This is a genomic window from Tardiphaga sp. (assembly GCF_025356345.1).
Classification (GTDB): Bacteria; Pseudomonadota; Alphaproteobacteria; order Rhizobiales; family Xanthobacteraceae; genus Tardiphaga.
Map to the genome: position 1 here is coordinate 1 of NZ_JANXTC010000408.1, position 20280 is coordinate 20280.

General features: G+C 63.2%; 19 protein-coding genes and 1 pseudogene. 9 read left to right on the forward strand and 11 right to left on the reverse strand.

What is annotated here, in order from left to right; translation table 11 throughout:
* Positions 1–104 precede the first annotated feature (104 nt).
* The 7 genes and pseudogenes from Q0S16_RS25045 to Q0S16_RS25075 form a co-directional block, all read right to left on the reverse strand.
* Positions 105–1577, reverse strand: coding sequence for a sensor domain-containing diguanylate cyclase (locus Q0S16_RS25045; RefSeq protein ID WP_295854817.1), 1473 nt, complete (start codon positions 1575–1577; stop codon positions 105–107).
* A gap of 132 nt (positions 1578–1709) precedes the next feature.
* Positions 1710–1883, reverse strand: a pseudogene (locus tag Q0S16_RS25050) (NAD(P)-dependent oxidoreductase); the annotation flags it as partial.
* Between the two features lie 17 nt (positions 1884–1900).
* A complete protein-coding gene (locus Q0S16_RS25055) occupies positions 1901–2527 on the reverse strand; it encodes a DsbA family protein (RefSeq protein WP_295854825.1) in 627 nt (208 codons plus the stop codon).
* A complete protein-coding gene (locus tag Q0S16_RS25060; RefSeq protein ID WP_295854828.1) occupies positions 2524–4161 on the reverse strand; it encodes an AMP-binding protein in 1638 nt (545 codons plus the stop codon). Before Q0S16_RS25060 ends, Q0S16_RS25055 begins: the two co-directional genes overlap by 4 nt.
* A 14-nt stretch (positions 4162–4175) precedes the next feature.
* Positions 4176–4838, reverse strand: coding sequence for a TetR/AcrR family transcriptional regulator (locus tag Q0S16_RS25065; RefSeq protein ID WP_295854831.1), 663 nt, complete (start codon positions 4836–4838; stop codon positions 4176–4178).
* Positions 4839–5201: 363 nt separating this feature from the next.
* On the reverse strand, positions 5202–5897 hold the full coding sequence (locus Q0S16_RS25070; RefSeq protein ID WP_295854834.1) for a glutathione S-transferase family protein: 696 nt from the start codon (positions 5895–5897) through the stop codon (positions 5202–5204).
* Positions 5898–5899: 2 nt separating this feature from the next.
* Positions 5900–6610, reverse strand: coding sequence for a glutathione binding-like protein (locus Q0S16_RS25075; RefSeq protein ID WP_295854839.1), 711 nt, complete (start codon positions 6608–6610; stop codon positions 5900–5902).
* Positions 6611–6813: 203 nt separating this feature from the next.
* Between Q0S16_RS25075 and Q0S16_RS25080 the strand changes: the two genes are divergently transcribed.
* From Q0S16_RS25080 to Q0S16_RS25090, 3 genes are read left to right on the forward strand one after another with little or no spacing between them, the layout of a single operon-like run.
* Positions 6814–7197 carry a hypothetical protein gene (locus Q0S16_RS25080; protein ID WP_295854842.1) on the forward strand — a complete coding sequence of 128 codons (384 nt, stop codon included), beginning with the start codon at positions 6814–6816 and terminating at the stop codon, positions 7195–7197.
* Entirely contained in the window at positions 7194–7685 is a 492-nt protein-coding gene (locus tag Q0S16_RS25085) for a hypothetical protein (RefSeq protein ID WP_295854844.1), read from the forward strand. Before Q0S16_RS25080 ends, Q0S16_RS25085 begins: the two co-directional genes overlap by 4 nt.
* Positions 7686–7707: 22 nt before the next feature.
* Positions 7708–8673 (forward strand): DNA/RNA non-specific endonuclease, encoded by a 966-nt coding sequence (locus Q0S16_RS25090; RefSeq protein ID WP_295854849.1) that lies wholly within the window; start codon positions 7708–7710, stop codon positions 8671–8673.
* A gap of 98 nt (positions 8674–8771) precedes the next feature.
* Here the strand turns inward: Q0S16_RS25090 and Q0S16_RS25095 are convergent, their stop codons facing one another.
* Positions 8772–9554: a DUF4394 domain-containing protein gene (locus tag Q0S16_RS25095; protein ID WP_295854853.1), complete on the reverse strand. Its 783-nt coding sequence runs from the start codon at positions 9552–9554 to the stop codon at positions 8772–8774.
* Between the two features lie 170 nt (positions 9555–9724).
* Between Q0S16_RS25095 and Q0S16_RS25100 the strand changes: the two genes are divergently transcribed.
* The 3 genes from Q0S16_RS25100 to Q0S16_RS25110 all read left to right on the forward strand — a co-directional run bounded on the left by Q0S16_RS25100 (position 9725) and on the right by Q0S16_RS25110 (position 11563).
* Positions 9725–10297: a sigma-70 family RNA polymerase sigma factor gene (locus Q0S16_RS25100; protein ID WP_295854856.1), complete on the forward strand. Its 573-nt coding sequence runs from the start codon at positions 9725–9727 to the stop codon at positions 10295–10297.
* Positions 10294–11049, forward strand: coding sequence for an anti-sigma factor (locus Q0S16_RS25105; RefSeq protein WP_295854859.1), 756 nt, complete (start codon positions 10294–10296; stop codon positions 11047–11049). The genes Q0S16_RS25100 and Q0S16_RS25105 overlap by 4 nt, the downstream gene beginning before the upstream one ends.
* A 124-nt stretch (positions 11050–11173) precedes the next feature.
* Positions 11174–11563, forward strand: coding sequence for an EF-hand domain-containing protein (locus tag Q0S16_RS25110; RefSeq protein WP_295854862.1), 390 nt, complete (start codon positions 11174–11176; stop codon positions 11561–11563).
* Between the two features lie 6 nt (positions 11564–11569).
* Here Q0S16_RS25110 and Q0S16_RS25115 read toward each other — a convergent pair whose 3' ends face one another.
* Positions 11570–13195 (reverse strand): hypothetical protein, encoded by a 1626-nt coding sequence (locus Q0S16_RS25115; protein WP_295854864.1) that lies wholly within the window; start codon positions 13193–13195, stop codon positions 11570–11572.
* Between the two features lie 146 nt (positions 13196–13341).
* Here Q0S16_RS25115 and uvrB point away from each other — a divergent pair, with 146 nt between their 5' ends.
* The 3 genes from uvrB to Q0S16_RS25130 all read left to right on the forward strand — a co-directional run bounded on the left by uvrB (position 13342) and on the right by Q0S16_RS25130 (position 16929).
* Entirely contained in the window at positions 13342–16323 is a 2982-nt protein-coding gene (uvrB, locus tag Q0S16_RS25120) for an excinuclease ABC subunit UvrB (protein WP_295854867.1), read from the forward strand.
* Positions 16324–16509: 186 nt separating this feature from the next.
* A complete protein-coding gene (locus Q0S16_RS25125; RefSeq protein ID WP_295854870.1) occupies positions 16510–16740 on the forward strand; it encodes a DUF1902 domain-containing protein in 231 nt (76 codons plus the stop codon).
* Positions 16741–16929, forward strand: coding sequence for a type II toxin-antitoxin system HicA family toxin (locus Q0S16_RS25130; protein ID WP_295854873.1), 189 nt, complete (start codon positions 16741–16743; stop codon positions 16927–16929).
* 183 nt (positions 16930–17112) lie between these two features.
* Here Q0S16_RS25130 and Q0S16_RS25135 read toward each other — a convergent pair whose 3' ends face one another.
* Complete coding sequence (locus Q0S16_RS25135) at positions 17113–18366, reverse strand: acetyl-CoA C-acetyltransferase (protein WP_295854874.1); 1254 nt, start codon at positions 18364–18366, stop codon at positions 17113–17115.
* A 136-nt stretch (positions 18367–18502) separates the two neighbouring features.
* Positions 18503–20143: a N,N-dimethylformamidase beta subunit family domain-containing protein gene (locus tag Q0S16_RS25140; protein WP_295854877.1), complete on the reverse strand. Its 1641-nt coding sequence runs from the start codon at positions 20141–20143 to the stop codon at positions 18503–18505.
* Positions 20144–20280: the final 137 nt, after the last annotated feature.

Genomic DNA, 20280 nt, shown 5'->3' on the forward strand with positions numbered 1-20280 from the left:
CCCCCCGTCATTGCGAGGACCGGCAAAGCCAATTGGCTTTCCCGGACCTCGCAATGACGGGGGGACACGATCACACTTAGCCAAATCCGACTCTACGGGTGCCGTTACGCCGCGCCGGCTTCGCGGCGGTCGAGATTGTTCTGCAGGTAATAAGTTCGCTTGGCGTGCAGCATCTTCATGTCCGCGCGCTTCACCACCTGCTCGAGCCGGTCGCCGGGCCGGCTGGTGGCGATGCCGGTGGACAGGCTGAGCTCGAGTTCGGGATAATACTGGTTGTTGACCACGATCAGTTCGGCGAGCGCGGCGAGCACGGCCTCGCCACCGGCCGCGTCGGTGCCAGGCAGCAGCACCGCGAATTCGTCGCCGCCGATCCGCGCCACCGAGGCCGGCTTTTCCACCAGCGAACCGAACACTTCGCCGGCGCGGCGCAGCAGCGCATCGCCGACCGCATGGCCGAGGTCGTCATTCGCCGCCTTCAAGCCGTTGAGGTCGGCGATGATGATGGTGACCGGCTGCGTACCCTTGCGTTCGAGCCGGTTCAACTCGTCGACGAAGAACGTGCGATTGAGGGTCCGGGTCAGCACGTCATGGGTGCCGAGATATTCGAGATAGGCCTCCGCCTTTTTTCGCGCGGTGATGTCGGTCAGCGCCACCTGCACCAGCGACCAGTCGCGTTCGTGATTGGGCAGCACCGAAAACTGCAGCAGCAGATGCAGCTTGGTACCGTCCAGCGCATAATTCACCACTTCGCGCTGCTGGAACAGCCGGCCATCCCACAAATCGATCAGCTGCTCGCGGAAATGCGGACCCATCTCGTCGCGGAACACCTGCGGCAGGTTACGCAGCAAGGTCTCCTTGTCGGGCGCGGCGAATAGTTCGAGCGTGCGGCCGTTGACGTCCAGCACGCGGATCTCGTTCATGCAGCGTTCGACGAATTCCTCATGCACATTGGTGAAGACACGAAAATCCTCAATGCCGCGTTGGCGCACATCGTCGAGCAGGCGTTTGACGCCGCTGAAATCCTCGACCCACAGCGACACCGGCGAGTGCGCGAACAGCCCGAACGCGTAGTTCTCGCTGGACGCCAGGCGCTGGCGCGCGCCCTCGCGTTCGGTCACGTCCTCGATCGCGATCATGACGCGATCCCAGCGCTCCTCGTGGCCGGGGAGCACGGTGCCATGCAGCTGGATGTCGAGCCGCTCGCCGGTCAGCGTGTAGTTGACGGTATGGCTGGAAAAATGGGTCTGGCCGCTCCACAGCTGCGCCAGCTCATGGACATGGCTCTTGAAGGTGTCGTTGCGCATCACCAGACCGAGGCTGAGGGTCAGGTGATCGAGGTCGCGGGCGCCGAACAGCGACAGCGTCTTCTGATTGACCTTCAGAATGCGGATATTTTGCGAACACTCGCGAACGCGGTCGGGATTGGCGAGAAGAAAGGTCTCGATGTCGTCGACGCCTTGCGCCTGCCAGCGCTCGAACAGCGCTTTCACATCGCTGTAATCCTCGATCCACAGCGAAACCGGCGCAAGATCGAACATCTTGGCATTATCGTCTGAAGCCACTGAAACAGCGGACATGGCAACCTTGGGTAAGTGAGAGTTTGGTGTTTCACTACCATTTATGCACAAGTCATTAACAATGTCCCCTTCCGGGAGGGCAACGTAGCCTTGCACCCACCGGTTCCATTGCGGTCGCCGCTTGTTGGCGGACTATGGCTGGCCCGATCCACCGGCGGCGCCGGACAGCTGGCCGGTGGCGTCGCTGGCGTCATTGGCGGCGCGTTGAACGTAGATCGAGCCGAGTTCCTCCGACTGCCTGGCCCGGCCGAGCGGCGTCATGCTGCCGAATTTCTCCAGCTTCTCCATCGTCGCGCCGCCGGAAACAGTGTCTGTACCGCTGGTTATCGGGGTATTGCCAAAGTCGGAGGGGCGATACCCTGCGCCTTCTGCTCAATGCGCTTGATCAGCATGTCAATTCGATCGCCGCCCCAGAACAACTCGCCATCGAAAAGCATGCTCGGCACGCCAAAGACACCAAGCCGTTCGGCTTCTTCATTGATCGCTTCGACTTCCGCCCGCGCCGGGCCGGCAACGTAGGCTTGGAATTCCACCGCGGAGCCACCCAGGCTTTCAATCACCGCCACCATCTGTTCAAGGACATCGAGATCCAGTCGATGCGTCCAAAACAGATCAAAAACCAGGTCGTGATAGGCCCGAAAAAACCCATTTCGCTGCGCAAACAGCATTCCAGCGCTCGAGTAGGTCGCTTCATAGATCCGCTTCGGGCCTTTCATGACAAGGCCCTGCTCATTAGCATAGCGGCGGGCGTCCATGTAAGCGTAGCGGACCTTGCGCCAGTAGTGCGGCGAGCGATCGTCGACCGAGCCGAGATAGTCGGCGATACGCAGTGTATAAGGAAGCCATTCGAGTTCGACATGGTGCGTTTTTTCCAGATCGAATAGAGGCTTGTTTGCGACGTAAGCATACGGGCTCTTGTAGTCGGTGTAGACCCTGATTTTCGTTTTCACAGCTTGCCACCATCTTTCGATTGATCCGATACATAGCCAGCGGCCTCACGGTCCCACGTATCAGGCGTGACGCCCTGCTCACGCAGAACGTGTTTCTGGATCTTCTCCGTCGGCGTTCTAGGTAGTTCGCCGAGGATTCGCACGAAGCGAGGAACCATATGTGCGGCAACACGCTCACGCATAAATGCGATGATCTCGGCGGGATCCAGCGAATGGCCTGCTACGGGTGAGACCACCACCAGAACTTCATCCTCTGTGTATTCGCTTGGAACGGGCACCGCCGCTGCCTCGCGCACCCCTTCGTGGTTGAGCAGTTCGATCTCTACTTCGAAAGATGAGATATTCTCGCCACGGCGGCGGATCGTGTCTTTCAGTCGATCGACAAAGAAAAAATCGCCGTCGAGGTCGCGGCAGAACGCGTCTCCGGTGTGAAACCAGCCGTTGCGCCAGGCTTCCGCGGTTGCCGTGGCATTGTTGTTGTAACCATGGTTCATGGCCCATGGGCGGCCTGTTCGCACGATCAGTTGTCCGACGCTTCCGGTCGGCACCTGACAGTCGTGTTCATCAACGATCCGGACATCCACGCCGGCGCGCGGCCGGCCACACGTATTTGGCTTTGCCGGATTGGCATCGGATACCAGGGGCGTGCTGATCTCAGTCATATTGAACAGAGTATATACATCGACGCCAAACCTTGAGAAGAATTCGTCGCCGCTATTGCCGAGCGGCACGATAAAGGCCAGACGCAGCGAATGCTTTCGATCGTCGGGACGCCGCGGTGCTTTCAGCAAAAAGGTTGCCATTGCACCGAGAAGAAAAACCACCGTGACATTCATGTCCCGCACGGTTTGCCAAAACGTGCTCGTCTTGAACGACGGCACAACCGCGATGGAAGCTCCAACAGCAAGGTAGGTCGTGGCAACGAATGCGCCGCCTATATGAAATATCGGCATGTGCAGAAGATGCCGATCCCGGGTCGTTACGCAGTGCCAGGCTTCCGGTCCCACGGCTGAATAGCTGTGCATATAGGACGAAAGCACGCCTTTGGATCGGCCTGTCGTGCCGGATGTATAGATAATGCTCTGTGTATGCCACGGCTCCACGAGTTGATCGTCTTCCAATAGCCCATCTGGGTCGCCGCGAAGTTCGCTGAGGGGCTGGATGCGGAGATCATCATTGCACGATGTGAAATCGAGCACGTTGTCGGAGAACACCGACGTCAACGAAACCGGCGCATGTTGAACAACATGCTCAAGACATGAGCTATCGACGACTGCAATCTTCGCCCCTGCGTCGGATAGGATATGCCGCAACAACGAGCCCTTTAACGCCGGATTGATCGGAACGAAGACTGCACCGAGGTAATTTGCAGCGAACAGCGCCAGCAAACCCGTCGGCCCGTTGGGCATCATTACAATGATGCGATCGCCCCGCCGCGCACCTGCGCGCTGGAGTCCATCTGCCAGACCTCGCACCAGGCGGCGCAAGCTCGCAAATGTCCACGCCGTACCGTCCTGAAACACGGCAAATACATCATCACGCCGCTCTGTGGCGTGCCGATCCAGGGCGTAACGAAGTACGCATTTTTCGCGAGCAACGACGCTGCTGGCTTCCACCTCACTCTGGTTAGACACCCGCATATCCCCGTTCACCTGGCTTCCCGAAGATCGTTCCCGTCGGCGTCAGACGGCGCGGGCGTAACGACGGAAAGCGCCGAGGTCACGTTGAGCTTGAGCACGGCTTTAAACCGCGTGATCGCGTCGCCAAGATCATCGCTGAGCATACGATCGATGGTGGGCGCAGCCGCGCTGAAATGGGTGATCGCACCCAACGTGAAAAACACGAAAAGTTCCGCGTCGATCGGTTTGAAGACGCCGGCGCGAACGCCCTGCTTCAAGAGATCGACGAAGGTACCTATCATTTCCAGCATATGAAGACGCCGCGCACGCGAAACGCGGCTTTTGTTCTCCATGAGTTCACGCATCAGCAACTGCGAGTAATGCTGGTTCTCGAAACTCCAATCGAGGAACCTGTCGAACAGGCGCATCGCCGCTGCAACTGATGGCGGCTCGCGCGCATCGTTGAGATAACTACCGAGGCTTTTCGCGAGGCTCTCAAGTACTGCGCTGTATAGCCGCTCTTTGGTTCCAAAGTGGTGCACCAGCGCGGCGCTGCTGATGCCCACCGCGTTGGCGATGTCCCGCAGGCTGGCGCCGTCGAAGCCGTTGCTGGCAAACAACAATTGCGCAGCTGCGACGCACCTTTGATCGGTGTCGCGTACGTCTCTCGGCCTCCCCAGTTCGGAATTCATAGGCCACCCTTTAATTAAGTTAGCGCTTAATTAAATTTTGCAGAGAAGTCAAGGCGTTCGTGGGTCAACATGAATTCTAGCTGTTGGCGGTTGATGGATAGCGGGTTGGGTTTCGTGAAATCGCTGGGCCGGCCGTGCAACCACGAAGGGCTGGTCGAGAGGCTTAGGCCGATGTGGTCAGGCTCGTCATGGGGGCCGGTCGCACCATCCGGCATTCGCCGCCACGATCACCGCAACCAACCGCGGGCTCGATACGGGCATCGCCGAGGGGCTGGAGGTGGAGCGCGCACAGTTCGCCGCGGTGATGCCGACGATAGAGTTGCAGCAGGGGCTGGCGGCGTGGCTCGAGCGACGCCAGGCAGTTCAGACCGCGTAGCCTTGCGAACGCCGCGCCAGGCCGCCAAAGGCGTCGAGCAGCTTTTCGCGCCAGGCGTAAATGGCATCGTTGGGGGTGAGCAGCTGGAACGGGCTGATCGCTCGCGCCCACTGGAAGCCGCCGAACATGATGTAATCGGCGTAGTTCGGCGCTGCGCCGCCGAGAAAAGGCTGTGTCTTCAGCGTCAGCCGCATCGGATCGAGTGATTTGCGGAACCCCGCGACCGCGCTGTCGCGGCCGGCCGAGACTTCTTCTAGCGTCCTGCCCAAACGGGCCTCGCGCGTCTTGCGGAAATAGGCCTGGTCCGCGGGCTGCAGATGGGCGTGGATATCGGCGACGATCATCGGGAAGATGCCGCCGACCAACACCGTGTCGCCCCACCAGTTCAGCATCCGCCCCATCGCGCGGCCACCCTCGCCGCCGAACAGCGACGGTCGGTCGGGATAGGTATCCTCCAGATAATTGGCGATCGCCCAGGAATCCGACACCGCATGCTCGCCATCGATCAACACCGGCACCTTGTCGGATCGGTGCCGCGCGATCGCCTCGCGCTCGGTGAAGCGCCACGGCACCGAGGTGATGTCGAGACCCTTATGCGCCAGCGCCATCCGGGTGCGCCAGCAGAACGGGCTGAACGGGCGATCGTCGTCGGTGCCGACCAGTTCGAACAGTTGCAGCGCCATGGTCAGCCCTTCACCACAGTCGCGGTCTGGCCGAACAGCACCTTGCGCTCGGCATCGGTGCGGATCGCGGGCTGGCCAAATTTCGGATTGATCTCTTTCGCCCGGGTATAGGCGCGCGCCACCGCGGGCCGCGCCGCGATGGTTTCGAGCCAGCGCTTGAGATGCGGAAAGTCGTTGATATCCTGGCTCTGGTTCTTGTACGGCACGATCCAGGGATAGCTCGCCATGTCGGCAATCGAATAGTCGCCGGCGATGAATTCACGATCAGCGAGGCGCTTGTTGAGCACGCCGTACAGCCGGTTGGTCTCGTTGACATAGCGGTCGATCGCGTAGGGAATCTTTTCCGGCGCGTAATTGCTGAAGTGATGATTTTGCCCGGCCATCGGGCCAAGCCCGCCCATCTGCCAAAACACCCACTGGATCGCGTCGTAGCGGCCATAGACGTCGGCGGGCAGGAATTTTCCGGTCTTCTCGGCGAGATAGAGCAGCATGGCGCCGGATTCGAAAATCGGAATCGGCCGGTTACCGCCTTTCGGCTCGTGATCCACCATCGCCGGGATCCGGTTGTTCGGCGCGATCGCGAGAAAAAATTCCGAAAACTGGTCGCCCTTGCCAATGTTGATCGGCATCACCCTGTAGGGCAACCCGGACTCTTCCAGGAAGATCGTGATCTTGTGGCCGTTCGGCGTGCTCCAGTAATACAGGTCGATCATCGTGCAGATCCGTTTCCGACGCGCTGGAAGTCATTCTAGATAGTTGGATGCGATTGCATCGAGTTCGCCAGATCGACGGCGTGAAGTCAATGCGCGGAAAGCCATGAAGTCTCCCTCGCGAATAAACATCCTCCGCATCTAAAACCTGAAGTTGAATTTCAGATGTAGTTGGCTATGATCGAATCTCTCCAGGGGGAAGGCGGATGACCATCGGCAATGCGCTGACGTTTAGTCTGCTGGCCTGGTTCGGCGCGCTGGCTTTGCTGGCGATGGCGCGCATTCTCACCGGCGAGATCGATCGCAGCGGCATGCTGGCCAGCCAGTCCGGTCATGGCGACATCAATCCGGAACGCGTCGTGGCGATGGCGCTAATTCCCGCCATTCTCGCCTATTACGCCATCGATGCGCTCAACAGCGGCGCGGTAACAATCGCGGGACGGCCCTCGATGCCCGATCTGTCGGAGACGCTGGTGACGCTGCTGACCGGCAGCAACGGACTTTATCTGGCGGGCAAGATCGCCCGCGGCGAAGGCCGAATCTCCCGAACCGACAGGAAGGCACGCCACCAGGAAAGGAAGACGACATGACGGCTCAGACAATCTCGTGGTGGGGCTTTGTCGTGATCTCGGTCATCCTGCTCGGCTTCGCGGCGCTGGTGCTGTGGAAGATTTTTCAGGATCCGCTGGCGTTGAAGGGGCTGCTGTCCGAACCGCCCGGGCCCCATGATCTGCCGGGCGACAGCAAAGCGAGCCTGTCGCGTTTCCAGTTCCTGATCTTCACCTTCGTGATCGCCGGGCTCTATCTGCTGCTATGTATCGAGGCTGGCACGCTGATCGACATTCCCGGCAATGTGCTGGCGTTGCTCGGAATCAGCGGCGGCACCTATGTGGTGGCGAAGACGGTCGGTTCCTCCGAACGCAAACAGCAAGTGGAGGAGAACGGCAAGGTCGCGGCGGTAGCCGCCGCCAGCGGCAATTTCGCGCCGGCCGCGGCGTCCGTTCCCGCTCCTGCCGCCGCGACCGCCGCGCCACGACAGCGCCGGCCACCACCGACCTCCACACCGCCCACCGTGTAGAAGCGCACAGATGGAGAGTGGCATGCCGAACGTCGCGCGCGCTGTCTGCCTTGCTTTCGCGGTGATGGCCGCCCTGCCGTATCCCGCGTGGGCGCTGGTCTGCGCCGACGGCGAGGCCGCGGCGCCCGATGCGCCGGCGGAGACAGTCAATGATCCGGAAAACTGTCGCGCGCTGTGGGAGAAGATCGGTCTGCCACAGGCCGGCACCGAGATCGACGCCGCCTTCGTCTGCCACCAGCGCTACGTGCTGCTGCACAACAATGAGAACAAGACCCCGGACTGGGTGATCGAGCCGCTCAACCGCCGTCAGGTCAGCGGCACCAACACCCGCCCGGAAGGCAAGAAATTTGCCGCCGAGGAAGCGGTCTGCGACGCGGCGCGCGCCGTCGACAAGGACTATACCAAGAGTGGCTATGATCGCGGCCATCAGGCCGCCTCCGCCGATTTCAGCGCCAACAGCGCCTGGATGGACGATACCTTCGTCCTCAGCAATGCCGTGCCGCAGGAAGGCATCGGCTTCAATCGCGGCATCTGGAAGCAGTTCGAAGCCTTGGTGCGCAAGCTGGCGCAGGATCGCGGCGAGCTCTACGTCATCACCGGCCCGATCTACGCCAATGCGCGCGGCGCTATTCCGCCGATCACCAAGACCAATAATGCCTGCAAGAACGCGATCAGCTTCGATGCACCGGCCAAGGCCGCGATCTGCCCCGAGAACAGCGGCGCTTCGAAAAAGAAATGCGAGTCCGGCGTGGCGGTGCCGGTCGGCCTGTTCAAGATCCTGTACGATCCGGCGGCGAAGCGGGCCAATGCCTATGTGATGCCGAATATCGACCATCGCTCCAACGAGGCCAAGGATTCGCTGGAATATCTAAAGAAATTTCGCACCACGGTGAAAATCGTCGAGCGCTATACCGGCTTTCAGTTCCTGCCCGATATTCCCGGCCGCAAGGCGCAGATCGAGGAATGCGTCGCCACCATGATGCATTGAGGCCTTGCCGAGATCGCATTGTCGACACCTCGAAACGTCAATGCCGCGCCCGACGGGGCGCGGCATTGCTGCTCGCGGAAGCTCCGCGGCAGCCGCGGTTACATCCCGAGGATGGCGATGTCCTTCACGACGCCGGTGATTCCGCTGATCTTGACGGCTTCGGTGGCCTTGCCGGTGGCGAGGTCGACGGAATACAGCGTGTCGCCCGACATCAGCCAGGCTTCGTTCTTGCCGGCACCATCCGACCAGATGTCGAAGGCGACAGTGTCGACCTTGACGCCAAGCTTGCCGATCGCGCTGAGGATGCCGTCATTCGGCGGCGCCTGCTTCACCAGCCCGCCGATGGTGGCGTCGATGTTGAACAGAGCGGTCTCCTTGGTGCCCTTCACCGAATGGGTGTAGGCGCCGGCGACGATATTCGGCTTCTCGCCCTTGTGCATGTCGGCGTCGGCATATTTGTGATCGCCATCCTTGGTGACCTTGCCGTCATCGACATTGGCGCGCAGGCTCATGCCATCGGAGCCCATCACGCGCAGCCGGTCGGCGATCGGGTTGAAATCGACGGTGGCCGCGACGCCCTTGGCAAGCATGGTCTCGAGCTTCGACTTCACGGTGGCCTTGCCGTCGGCGGCGATGGTTACAACGGTGCCGTCATCGACCAGGCCGTACAGCAGGCCATCGGCGGGGCGCACGTCGATGCCGACCAGCGCGCCGGAAAGACCGCTGACCTTCACAACGCCGGTGGCCTTCTTCTGCGCGGTGTCGAGCATGGCGATGGTATCGCCGCCGATCAGGGCGGCGACCTGCGCGGCATTGGCGGTGACAGAGCTCAACAGCAGTGCCAATGAGGCGGCGAAAAGCGAAAGCGAATGGATCTTCATGAAGTAGCTCCCTGTGTTGCTCGATCCTCTCGGGATCAACACAGGGGCTACCGGCCGCCCCCCACGAACGGATGCATGGCTCTGAAAATAAATCTGCGGAAAATAAATCCGGGTCGGGTGCATCCAAATGCCGCACGGCGCGGGTAGGCTGGACATGCAAGGGCATAGAGATGACCGGGAATGGCAGCAACACGCAGCAGGGCGCGGCTCTGCTCGACCACGAGCGCGAGGCGCAGCTGGCGGCCGCGCTGGCGCGCTGCGCGGCGGGCGACCGCGCGGCCCTGCAGATCATCTACGCCAGCGAGGCGCCGCGCATGATCGGCATCGCCCGCCGCATCCTGTTCCGGCAGGATCTGGCCGAGGAAGCCGTGCACGACGCCTTCATGCGGATCTGGCGCGGGGCGGCGGGATTCGATCCAAACCGCGGCAGCGCCCGCGGCTGGCTGTTCGCGGTGGTGCGCAACCGCGCGCTCAGCATTCACCGCAACGAACATCGCTATGACGCCTCCGATGAGCGCGCACTCGAGATCGACAGCGAGGCGGCGGTGACGCGGATGCCGGAGACCTCGGCGCTGCGGCGCTGCCTGGAGCGCATCGAGCGGCCGCGACGCGACGCGGTAGTACTGGCCTATGCGCATGGCATGAGCCATAGCGAGCTGGCCGGACGGATGAACGTGCCGCTCGGCACCGTGAAGAGCTGGGTGCGCCGCAGCCTGCTCTCGCTGCAGGAGTGCATGGGATGAACCCGCACGACGACCCCCGCGACGATCTCGCCGCCGATTATGTCATGGGCTTGCTGGAAGGCACCGAACTGGCCGCGGCCGAGGCGCGAATGGCCAGCGACGACGGCTTCGCCGGCGCCGTTCATGCCTGGCGTGAGCGCCTCGCCGATCTCGACGCTACCGCCGAGCTGCTGCGGCCCAGCGCCGCGCTGTGGGACCGCATTGCCGCGGATACGAAGACCGCGCCCGTGATTCCGCTATTCGGCGCCCGCAATGCGCTGCGGGGGGCCACCTTGTGGGACAACATCCGGTTCTGGCGCGGCGCCGGCATCGGCGGCGCCTTCGCGGCGCTGCTGTTCGCGATGATCATGATCGGCGCGTTGGCGACCTCGCGGCAGTTGCGCCACGATCTGGTGGCGCTGGCGCAGCGCAAGCCGATCTATGTCGCGGTACTGGTCAACGACGCCACAAGGGAGGCCGGTGCTATCGTCAACACTTTCTCCAACGGTCGCGTCGAGCTGATCCCGTTGCGCGCCATCGACGTCCCCGCTGGCCGCACGCTGCAGGTCTGGACGCTGTGGGACCGCGCCATCGGCCCGAGATCGATCGGCCTCAGCGGCCAGTCGCGCACCCTGCAGCTCGATCTCGAGGACCTGCCGGAGACCGTCGTGGACCAGCTGTTCGAAATCACGCTGGAGCCCGAAGGCGGCTCGCCGATCGGCCGGCCGACCGGTCCAATCCTGTTCAAGGGCAATGCCGCCCGCGCGCTGTAGTGTTCCACCCCGCCCCGTAAACGGGGTGAGGTCGAGGACGCCTCCCCGGCGGTAGTTAGATCTTGAACGACACCGTCCCATGGGTCATCCTTGCAACCAAGGATAGATCGCAAGGGAGGATGCCATGGCGTTGCCGCGTCGGACCGTTCTGCTGTCTCTGGCTTTGTCGCTGGCCGCCGCGCCGGCATGGGCCGCCGCTCCGCTCGCAAAACTCGATCCCGACAGAGACGGCACCGTCGACCTCGCCGAGGCCAAGGCCGCGGCCTCCGTTTTGTTCGACCGGCTCGACCGCGATCATGATGGCACGCTGGATGCCCGCGAACTGCGGCGAAGACTCAGCAAGGCCGAATTCGCCGCCGCTGATCCGGACAAGGATGGCACGCTCGACAAGTCCGAATATCTCGCCGTGGTCGAGGCGCGGTTCAAGGCCGCAAATCCCGACAATGACGGCACGCTGGACGCCCGGGAACTGACTTCTCCGGCCGGCAAGGCCCTCCTGAAACTGCTGATGTAGTTCGCGCTACGCGCCGCCGACGCCCTTGACGAAAGATGCCGCGCGACCGGCGATGGCGGTGGCCAGCGCGCGCTCCGAGAGGCCGCAGAACAGACCGATCAGCAAGGCGACCGAGCCGGACTCGCGAAAAAACTGTGCCTTGGTCTTGAGATCGCCGATCTCGATATTGATCGCGTTGGTCCAGAACAACAGGCAGGTGGCCAGCGCCAAGATTACCACGAACAGGATCCGCATCGACGGCGCAATGGCGCGATCTTCCAACATCATCAGATCGTCGAAAGTGTACTGCACCTGGCGGACGGTGAACGACGCCCACGTCCCGACTGCCGCGCCACATGCGGCAAGCAGGAAGTTGCGGTGCTGGTACAGCCAGCTTTCGTAGCGCACGCTGCTGTCGGCAAACTCCAGCCAGATCCAGGCATAGGCCGTCATCAGCACCACGCTGCCGAAAAACGCGAACAGCGCCAGGCCGTTGCTGTGCGCGCCTTTAATGCGCCCGGCTTCCAGCGCAAAGAACTCGTTTCGGGTTTCGGTCAGCGTGGCCTGGGCGACATCAACAAAGTCCCGCTCGAGGCCGATCACCGCGACGCCATAAAGCTTCTCCAGGAATTCGGCCTGAAGTTTCCGCACCTGGCCTGCCGGCTTGGCGTTGCGCCCTTCGAACATCAGCGCCAGCCCGCTCTTCTGCGACGTACGCTCGTCCAGTCGCTCGCATACGGCGCGGATGACCGTATTGGTCTTGTTGATCTTGCCATACAGATCGATCTTTTCCGGCGAGGCCTTGTCCTCGGGCGGCGGCAGGCCGCCCAGTAACCGGATATCCAGGATCGCGTAGGCGGCATCTTCGCCAGACCCGTCGTCGCTGCCCGGTTTTTCCGCCCTGCCGGCAGCGGAACCGGGAAGCGAAGCGGCCTGCGTGGCCGCGACGGCCTTGCCGGGCCCTTTCTCGAATTTGACGTTAAACAGGCGCCGGATCACCCGGTCCCGGCGCGCCTGGTAGCGGCCGCGCAGCAGCACGGCGTCCTCCGCCGCAGCCGCGGCATCGCGACCAGAACCGTCCAGCTTTTCGATCGCCGCGATCAGCGTCCGGGCAATGTCCAATCGGATGTCGTGGCGAGTCGCGACGGAGGTCTGCGAAAATTCCTTGCTGGATTCGGCGGCCTTGTCGGCAGCCATCTCACGCGTCGCCGCGGCGACGGCATCCAGAAACAGCTGCTCCTCCTTCGTCGGCACGTGATCCGGCACCCTGACCACATCGAAATCGCCATCGAAGCGCGGCTTCGCTGCCGGTCGCGCGCCAAACTTCGGGATCTGCGCCGCGTAGTTTCCCAGAATCTGGCGGACTCGGGCGGTGTCAGCCAACGCATTTCGTCCGGCAATGAACTCGTCCGTATCCGCCGCGAGGACGGTCGTCGCCGCAGCACGGGCGGCGTTGCGGTCCTTGAGCAGATTGTCGGGATAGTTCGCGGAATCGTCGGCGACCTGGTCCCGAGCCAATTGTTCGATCGCGTCGGCGACCGCGGCGACATAGGCCTTCGTCGGATCGCTGGCGGCACCGGCGGGATTGATGCCGATATAGAACTCGCCGGGAAAGCGCGGCCGATCGGCAGGCTTCTTTTCAAAAACGGGCATGGCGGCACCTGTGGTTCAGGCCGTCGGGCAATTGACGCGGGACCGAAATACGCCCCGATTAAAGGCAGTGTTTCCGGCAATTGCAATCTGGAATTGCGCATTTGGCTGGTCTAGTCATTCCCCGGTTCCGCCCCCATATTCCCGGAATGGCGAAATCTCCCGACACCCCGAAGACCACCCCGAAGAAGCGCGCGAAAACCCCGGCGGCCAAGCCCGGCGCGGGACGGCCGGAGGTCAAGCCGATCGGCCCGGCGTTGGCGGAACTGCTCAATCCCGCCATCAACCGCGGCGATGCCGGCATGGGCTCAGGCACCGGGCTGCAGCCGCCGCCGAGCAATTCGTTCGAGCGCCGTTCGGGTGGCGAGGCCGCCGTGCACCGCGCCCGCAAATCGACGCCGAAGAAATTTGAAGGCGACGCCGGCCCGCGTCCGACATCCTTGCAGCCGTTTCCGCAGCCGTCGGTGGCGCCCTATGCGCCCCGGCTCAGCGAGCAGGCTTTCGAGGAAGCACCGCAGGCGGTGTACGGCACGTCGGCCGCGATCCCGGCGCTGGATCCTGAACTGGCTCGCCAGCTCGGCTTCACCACCGAGGAAGAGGACAATGCCGCGCTGGCGCGTCCGCCGCGCAACAAGATGGAAGCCCTGGGCGTGCAGGCCACCGCCGACGCGCTGGAAGCGCTGGTCACCAATGGCCGCCCGGAATTCAAGGACGACAAGATCTGGGTGCCGCATCGCCCGCCACGGCCCGACAAGTCCGAAGGCGGCGTGCCCTTCGTCATCAAGTCGCCGTTCGAGCCGAAGGGCGACCAGCCCACCGCGATCAAGGAACTGGTCGAGGGCATCTCGCGCAAGGACCGCACCCAGGTGCTGCTCGGCGTCACCGGCTCCGGCAAGACCTACACCATGGCCAAGGTGATCGAGGCGACGCAGCGCCCGGCGATCATCCTTGCGCCGAACAAGACGCTGGCGGCGCAGCTCTATGGCGAGTTCAAGAGCTTCTTCCCCGACAACGCCGTCGAATATTTCGTGTCGTATTACGACTACTACCAGCCCGAGGCCTATGTGCCGCGGACCGACACCTATATCGAGAAGGATTCCTCGATCAACGAGCAAATCGACCGCATGCGCCATTCGGCGACGCGGGCGCTGCTGGAGCGCGACGATGTCATCATCGTCGCCTCGGTGTCGTGCATCTACGGCATCGGCTCGGTCGAGACCTATACCGCGATGACCTTCGCCCTGAAGAAGGGCGAGCGCATCGACCAGCGGCAATTGATCGCCGATCTGGTGGCGCTGCAGTACAAGCGCACGCAACACGACTTTACCCGCGGCACCTTCCGGGTGCGCGGCGACGTCATCGACATCTTCCCGGCGCATTACGAAGACCGCGCCTGGCGCGTCAATCTGTTCGGCGACACCGTCGAGACCATCGAGGAATTCGACCCGCTCACCGGCCACAAGCAGGACGAGCTCGAATTCATCAAGATCTACGCTAATTCGCATTACGTGACGCCACGACCAACCCTGATCCAGGCCATCAAGTCGATCAAGGCCGAGCTGAAATGGCGGCTCGAACAATTGCACAGCCAGGGCCGCCTGCTGGAAGCGCAGCGGCTCGAGCAGCGCACCACCTTCGACATCGAGATGATGGAAGCCACCGGCTCCTGCGCCGGCATCGAGAACTATTCCCGCTACCTCACAGGCCGCCGGCCTGGCGAGCCGCCGCCGACCTTGTTCGAATACGTCCCCGACAATGCGCTGGTGTTCGCCGACGAGAGTCACGTCACGGTGCCGCAGATCGGCGGCATGTTCAAAGGCGATTTCCGGCGCAAGGCGACGCTGGCGGAATACGGCTTCCGGCTGCCCTCCTGCATGGACAACCGGCCGCTGCGGTTTGAAGAGTGGGACATGATGCGCCCGCAATCGGTCGCGGTGTCGGCGACGCCGAGCGCGTGGGAGCTGAACGAGTCCGGCGGCGTGTTCGTCGAGCAGGTCATCCGCCCGACCGGCCTGATCGATCCGCCGATCAACATCCGTCCGGCGCGCACCCAGGTCGACGATCTCGTCGGCGAGGTCCGCGCCACCGCGCAGGCCGGCTATCGCAGCCTGATCACCGTGCTCACAAAGCGCATGGCGGAGGACCTCACCGAATATCTGCATGAGCAGGGCATTCGCGTCCGCTACATGCACAGCGACATCGACACCATCGAGCGTATCGAGATCATCCGGGATCTCCGGCTCGGCGCGTTCGACGCGCTGGTCGGCATCAACCTGCTGCGCGAGGGCCTCGACATTCCCGAATGCGCTTTGGTCGCCGTGCTCGACGCCGACAAGGAAGGCTTTTTGCGCTCCGAGACCTCGCTGATCCAGACCATCGGCCGCGCGGCGCGAAATGTCGACGGCAAGGTGATCCTCTATGCCGACAAGATGACCGGCTCGATGGAGCGCGCCATCGCCGAGACCGACCGCCGCCGTGAAAAGCAGGTCGAATACAATATCCTGCACAATATCACGCCGGAGAGCATCAAGAAGACCATCGGCGACATCATGAACTCGGTCTATGAGCGCGACCATGTGCTGGTGGAAATCGGCGATGGCGGCATGGCCGACGACGTCATGAGCATTGGCCACAATTTTGAAGCCGTGCTCGGCGATCTGGAAACCCGAATGCGCGAGGCCGCCGCCGACCTGAACTTCGAGGAGGCCGCAAGGCTGCGCGACGAGGTCAAGCGCCTGCGCGCCACCGAACTCGCCGTGGTCGACGACCCCACCGCCAAGCAGCGCAAGGTGGCGGGCGCCGCCGGCGCCTATCAGGGCGCCAAGCAGTTCGGCTCATCGGCCAACATGCCAAAGCTGTCGACCAAGCGCGGCGGCAACAACACGCCGTCATCTAAAGTGCACAAGCCCGACCTCGACGAAATGGGCATCGCCACCTGGCACGAGGTGCAGCCCGATCGGGCTAAGAAGGTCGGCCGCCCGCGAAAACCGACGCTGGACGAAATGGGCCCGGGGACGGAGAGCAAGATTTTTCAGCCCAAGGATTCCAGGCAGTCGGGACCGGAATTCGGCCCGGTGGCACGGAGCTCAGGTGGCGCACCGGGACATCGGGGTGGGTGGAAGAAAAGGTAGCCATTCTCTGAGGCGGCGCGGCCGTCATGTCCCCTCCCCCAATGCGAAGCGAAGCTTCGCTAGGTGGGGGAGGGTCAGGGAGAGGAGGCCCCGCGGCACGCGGCTGCTGAGACGCACCCCAATTGAGATTTCATCGAGACGCGCTATGATCTTCGCGAGGCTGAACCATCGAGCCGGGAGACGACCGTGTCCCTCATCATCAATGTCGAATACGACGAAGAAGCCCAAGTCTGGGTCGCGCAGAGCGATACGATCCCATTGGTGACTGAAGCTGACACCTTCGAAATCCTGTACCGCAAACTGCCGGACATGATCCAGGACGTGCTACTGGACAACGGCGACCCGCGCGCCGGAGAGGATGTGCCGTTCGAACTCGTCACCCATTCAAGTTCATTGCCACGGATGCGCGTGGCCTGAATGAACGACTTCGCCCCCGCCGTAAAAGACATTTTACGGAATAACGGTTGCGAGTTCGTCCGCAAAGGCGACCACGAGATGTGGAAGAGCCAGATCAGCGGAAAGAGCTTTCCGGTGGATTCGAAAATCAAGTCGCGGCATATGGCCAACGCGATCTTGAAACAGGCGGGACTGCAGAAGGCAATTTAACGCGACGCGCCGACGGCGAGCATAAACTCCGTGTCGTCCCTGCGAACGCGGGGACCCATACGCCGTGCAAAAATTTGGCATGGGGTAGCTGCTATTCAGCTATCACGACGCCGGAGGGTATGGGTCCCCGCTCAGCGCGAGCCGTAGCTCGCTAGGCGGGGACGACACCTGAGTGTGAGGCGCTTACATCCGCTCGATGATGATCGCAGGCGCCATGCCGCCGGCGGCGCACATGGTGACCAGGCCGCGCTTCAAGCCGCGGCGTTCCAGCTCGTCGAGCACGGTGCCGATCAGGATCGCGCCGGTGGCGCCGATCGGATGGCCGAGCGCGATCGAGCCGCCATTGACGTTGACTTTTTCACGGTCGAGCTTGAGGTCTCGAATGAATTTTTCCGCCACCACCGCGAACGCCTCGTTGATCTCCCAGAGGTCGATGTCGTCGACGGTGAGGCCGGCCTTGGCCAGCACCTTTCGCGCCGCCGGTACCGGCGCGTTCAGCATCAGGGTCGGATCGTCGCCGATATTGGCCATCGCCACGATTCTCGCGCGAGGTTTGAGGCCATGCTTGTCGGCATAGTCCTTCGAGGTCAGCAGCAGCGCCGCGGCGCCATCGACCACGCCCGAGGAATTGCCGGCGTGGTGAAAATGCTCGATCTTGAGGTCAGGATATTTCTGGTTGATCTGCTTGCGGTAGGTGGTGCCCTGCTCGTCGAGCGGATGATCGGCCATCGCGGCGAAGGCCGGCTTGAGGCCGGCGAGACCTTCCGCTGTCGTGTTGGGGCGCGGGAACTCGTCCTTCGCCAGTACCACATTGCCGGCGGCGTCCTTGACCGGAACGAGGCTCTTGTCGAAGCGACCCTCGGCGATGGCGATGGCGGCGCGGCGCTGGCTTTCAAGGCCGAGCGCATCCAGCGCCTCGCGCGAAATACCTTCCATCGAGGCGATGGCATCGCCACAGATGCCCTGATGCGACTGCGGATGCACTTCCGCCAGCCGCTTGTTGCCGGCGCCCATGCCGAGCGGCGGCTTACCGGCGGCCATGTCCTCGGCGGCCATCGCCCCGGTCAGCGACATCATCTCGGTGCCGCCGGCGATTACCACGTCTTCCATGCCAGACATGATCTGCGCCGCGGCGAAATTCACCGCGGTAATGCCGCCGCCGCAGAAGCGGTCGAGCGTGGTGCCGGAGGCCTTGATGTCATAGCCGGCGTCGAGCGCCGCCATGCGGCCGAGATCGCCGCCCTGCTTGCCACGCTGGGTCGAGGTCGACCAGATCACGTCATCGACATCGGCGGTGTTGAGGTGGTTGCGCTCGGCGATCGCGCGCAGCACGGTGGCGGCGAGATGCTGCGGATGGTGCTCGGCGAGCGCGCCCTTGCCCACCTTGCCGATGCCGCGGGGCGTACGTACTGCGTCGATAATATAGGCGTCGGCCATGGTATTCTCTCCCGATTGTTCTTGATCTTTTGTGCTGCGAGATTGGCCGCCCCCGCCGCGAAGTCAAGCCATCGCAGCGCACGGCTGCCTTCCCTTCACCTCTCCTCGGCGGGGAGAGGTAAGGAAGAGCGCGCGGCTATTTCGAAAACCGGTCGAGCACGTTCTTCGTGATCCGCTGGGTGTAGACGTCGCCCTCGATCAGCCCGTTGACCCATTCGCAGGTGCCGGCGGTGAATACCTCGCCGGCTCCGCGGGTGAAATGCACCACCATGCCGGAGCCGCGCTTGTGGCGCTCGAGGCTTTCGGTGGTGGGTTCGCCGAGCAGCGAATTGCGAAACTGCGCGTCGCCGTCACCGAGCATCAGCGAGTTCTCGAATTCCGGCAGGCTGCTTTCGGCGAGCGTCGCAAAGCCCATTGCGAGAATCTGCAGGCCCTGCGGCGCGCCGTCGGTGCCAGTCGGCACCGGGAGCCCGTCCTCAAACGTGTAGTCGACCCCGTCCATTTCGTACCCGAAAATGCTCGCTTCGTCGCCGAACATGTCGGCATAGCCGAGGCCGGTGCCGGCAAAGGCCCAGTGCTCCGGGCGAAACACGTTGAAGCCGCGCGCGGCGCGCCGCGCCATGCCGCCGAACGCGGCATAGATGCCGCGCAGCGCATTGACGCCGAAGGTTCTGGCGCCGGGGTGGTTGATCCGCGGATCTTCCCACGCGCTGGTCATCCGCGACGTGCCAGCCTCCGGATCGAGCCGCCTCGCATCATATTTGTAGGCGACCTGGGTTTGCGTCGCCCGCTGCAGCCGGATCTGCCACAGAAAATTGCCGGCGAAGCGCGCGACGCGGCCGCCGCGGTCGACATAGGCATCCACCGCGTCGCGCATCTCGCGCGACCAGTACTCGTCGTGACCGATGAACACCGTGCAGGGATAGTCATCGAGCAGCGCGGGGTCGTCGTGCAGCTCGTCCTGGGTGAAGACATCGAAGCGATAGTCGTTGGCCTCGGCCCATTGCAGGAACGGCCGCTCATAGGAGGCCCAGCCGGCCAGCGCGTAATAGCGCGTGAAGCCGTTGATATAGGCCCATTCGATGCTGTCATAGCGGGCGGGACCGGGCGTGCGCGGCCGGATCGCATTGACACAGCGCGGCGCGCCGGATGGCAGCCAGATTTGGCCGCGCGCCCAGGGGCGCAGCGCCGACAGATGCGTGGCACGGCCGCGCGGCGCCTCGGGGTTGGTGCCGAAATAGTGGTTGGCGCCGCCCCAGTCATTATAGGCGCTCCAGGTCGAGGTCGACGCCACCAGCGCCAGCGCGCCGGGCGTGCGCTCGCGCCGGCGGTGGATGAAGAGATGGTGGCCGATCACCTCGCGCAGCATGGTGGTCTCGTCGCGGATCTCCACCAGATAGCCACCGGAGGCCAGGTCGTCAGGAAGCGTCCAGGTCAGAAATGCCGGCCAGCCGCAGCCGACGGCGTAGACCTTGTCCGGCACCGGATAGAATTGGGCGTCCCTGACGCCGGAGCTGAACACCACCGCGCCATCGCCGGGATCGCGTGCAATGCTCAGCGACACCGAGGCCACCGTGGCCGACAGGAACAGGGTGACGGTGTCGCCCGGGCGATACGCCCGCTGGTCCGAATAGCACCACGCCGCCCTCTCGCCATCGAGCGACGGGATTTCCACCCAGACCTCCCGCGCGCCACGGCGCGGCCCGGAAATCACCGAGGCCAGCCGGTCGCCGCCGGGACGCTGCCCGCGCGCATCGTTGGGATCGAGATCAGCCATGAGAACCTCCAGTGCAGTGAGAACCAATCGGCATTGCTGCGTTTACTCTGGTTTCCCGGACGCGGTGCGGCGCGAAGTGCCGCTCGGCGGATCCGGGATTCCGGTCGGGTCTGGCGACCGGGGCCCCGGATCCGCGG

Coding starts and splice junctions, on each gene's coding strand:
- Q0S16_RS25045 (WP_295854817.1), bottom strand. CDS start 1,577: ATGTCCGCTGTTTCAGTGGCTTCAGACGATAATGCCAAGATGTTCGAT.
- Q0S16_RS25065 (WP_295854831.1), bottom strand. CDS start 4,838: ATGAATTCCGAACTGGGGAGGCCGAGAGACGTACGCGACACCGATCAA.
- Q0S16_RS25070 (WP_295854834.1), bottom strand. CDS start 5,897: ATGGCGCTGCAACTGTTCGAACTGGTCGGCACCGACGACGATCGCCCG.
- Q0S16_RS25075 (WP_295854839.1), bottom strand. CDS start 6,610: ATGATCGACCTGTATTACTGGAGCACGCCGAACGGCCACAAGATCACG.
- Q0S16_RS25080 (WP_295854842.1), top strand. CDS start 6,814: ATGACCATCGGCAATGCGCTGACGTTTAGTCTGCTGGCCTGGTTCGGC.
- Q0S16_RS25085 (WP_295854844.1), top strand. CDS start 7,194: ATGACGGCTCAGACAATCTCGTGGTGGGGCTTTGTCGTGATCTCGGTC.
- Q0S16_RS25090 (WP_295854849.1), top strand. CDS start 7,708: ATGCCGAACGTCGCGCGCGCTGTCTGCCTTGCTTTCGCGGTGATGGCC.
- Q0S16_RS25095 (WP_295854853.1), bottom strand. CDS start 9,554: ATGAAGATCCATTCGCTTTCGCTTTTCGCCGCCTCATTGGCACTGCTG.
- Q0S16_RS25100 (WP_295854856.1), top strand. CDS start 9,725: ATGACCGGGAATGGCAGCAACACGCAGCAGGGCGCGGCTCTGCTCGAC.
- Q0S16_RS25105 (WP_295854859.1), top strand. CDS start 10,294: ATGAACCCGCACGACGACCCCCGCGACGATCTCGCCGCCGATTATGTC.
- Q0S16_RS25110 (WP_295854862.1), top strand. CDS start 11,174: ATGGCGTTGCCGCGTCGGACCGTTCTGCTGTCTCTGGCTTTGTCGCTG.
- Q0S16_RS25115 (WP_295854864.1), bottom strand. CDS start 13,195: ATGCCCGTTTTTGAAAAGAAGCCTGCCGATCGGCCGCGCTTTCCCGGC.
- uvrB (WP_295854867.1), top strand. CDS start 13,342: ATGGCGAAATCTCCCGACACCCCGAAGACCACCCCGAAGAAGCGCGCG.
- Q0S16_RS25130 (WP_295854873.1), top strand. CDS start 16,741: ATGAACGACTTCGCCCCCGCCGTAAAAGACATTTTACGGAATAACGGT.
- Q0S16_RS25135 (WP_295854874.1), bottom strand. CDS start 18,366: ATGGCCGACGCCTATATTATCGACGCAGTACGTACGCCCCGCGGCATC.
- Q0S16_RS25140 (WP_295854877.1), bottom strand. CDS start 20,143: ATGGCTGATCTCGATCCCAACGATGCGCGCGGGCAGCGTCCCGGCGGC.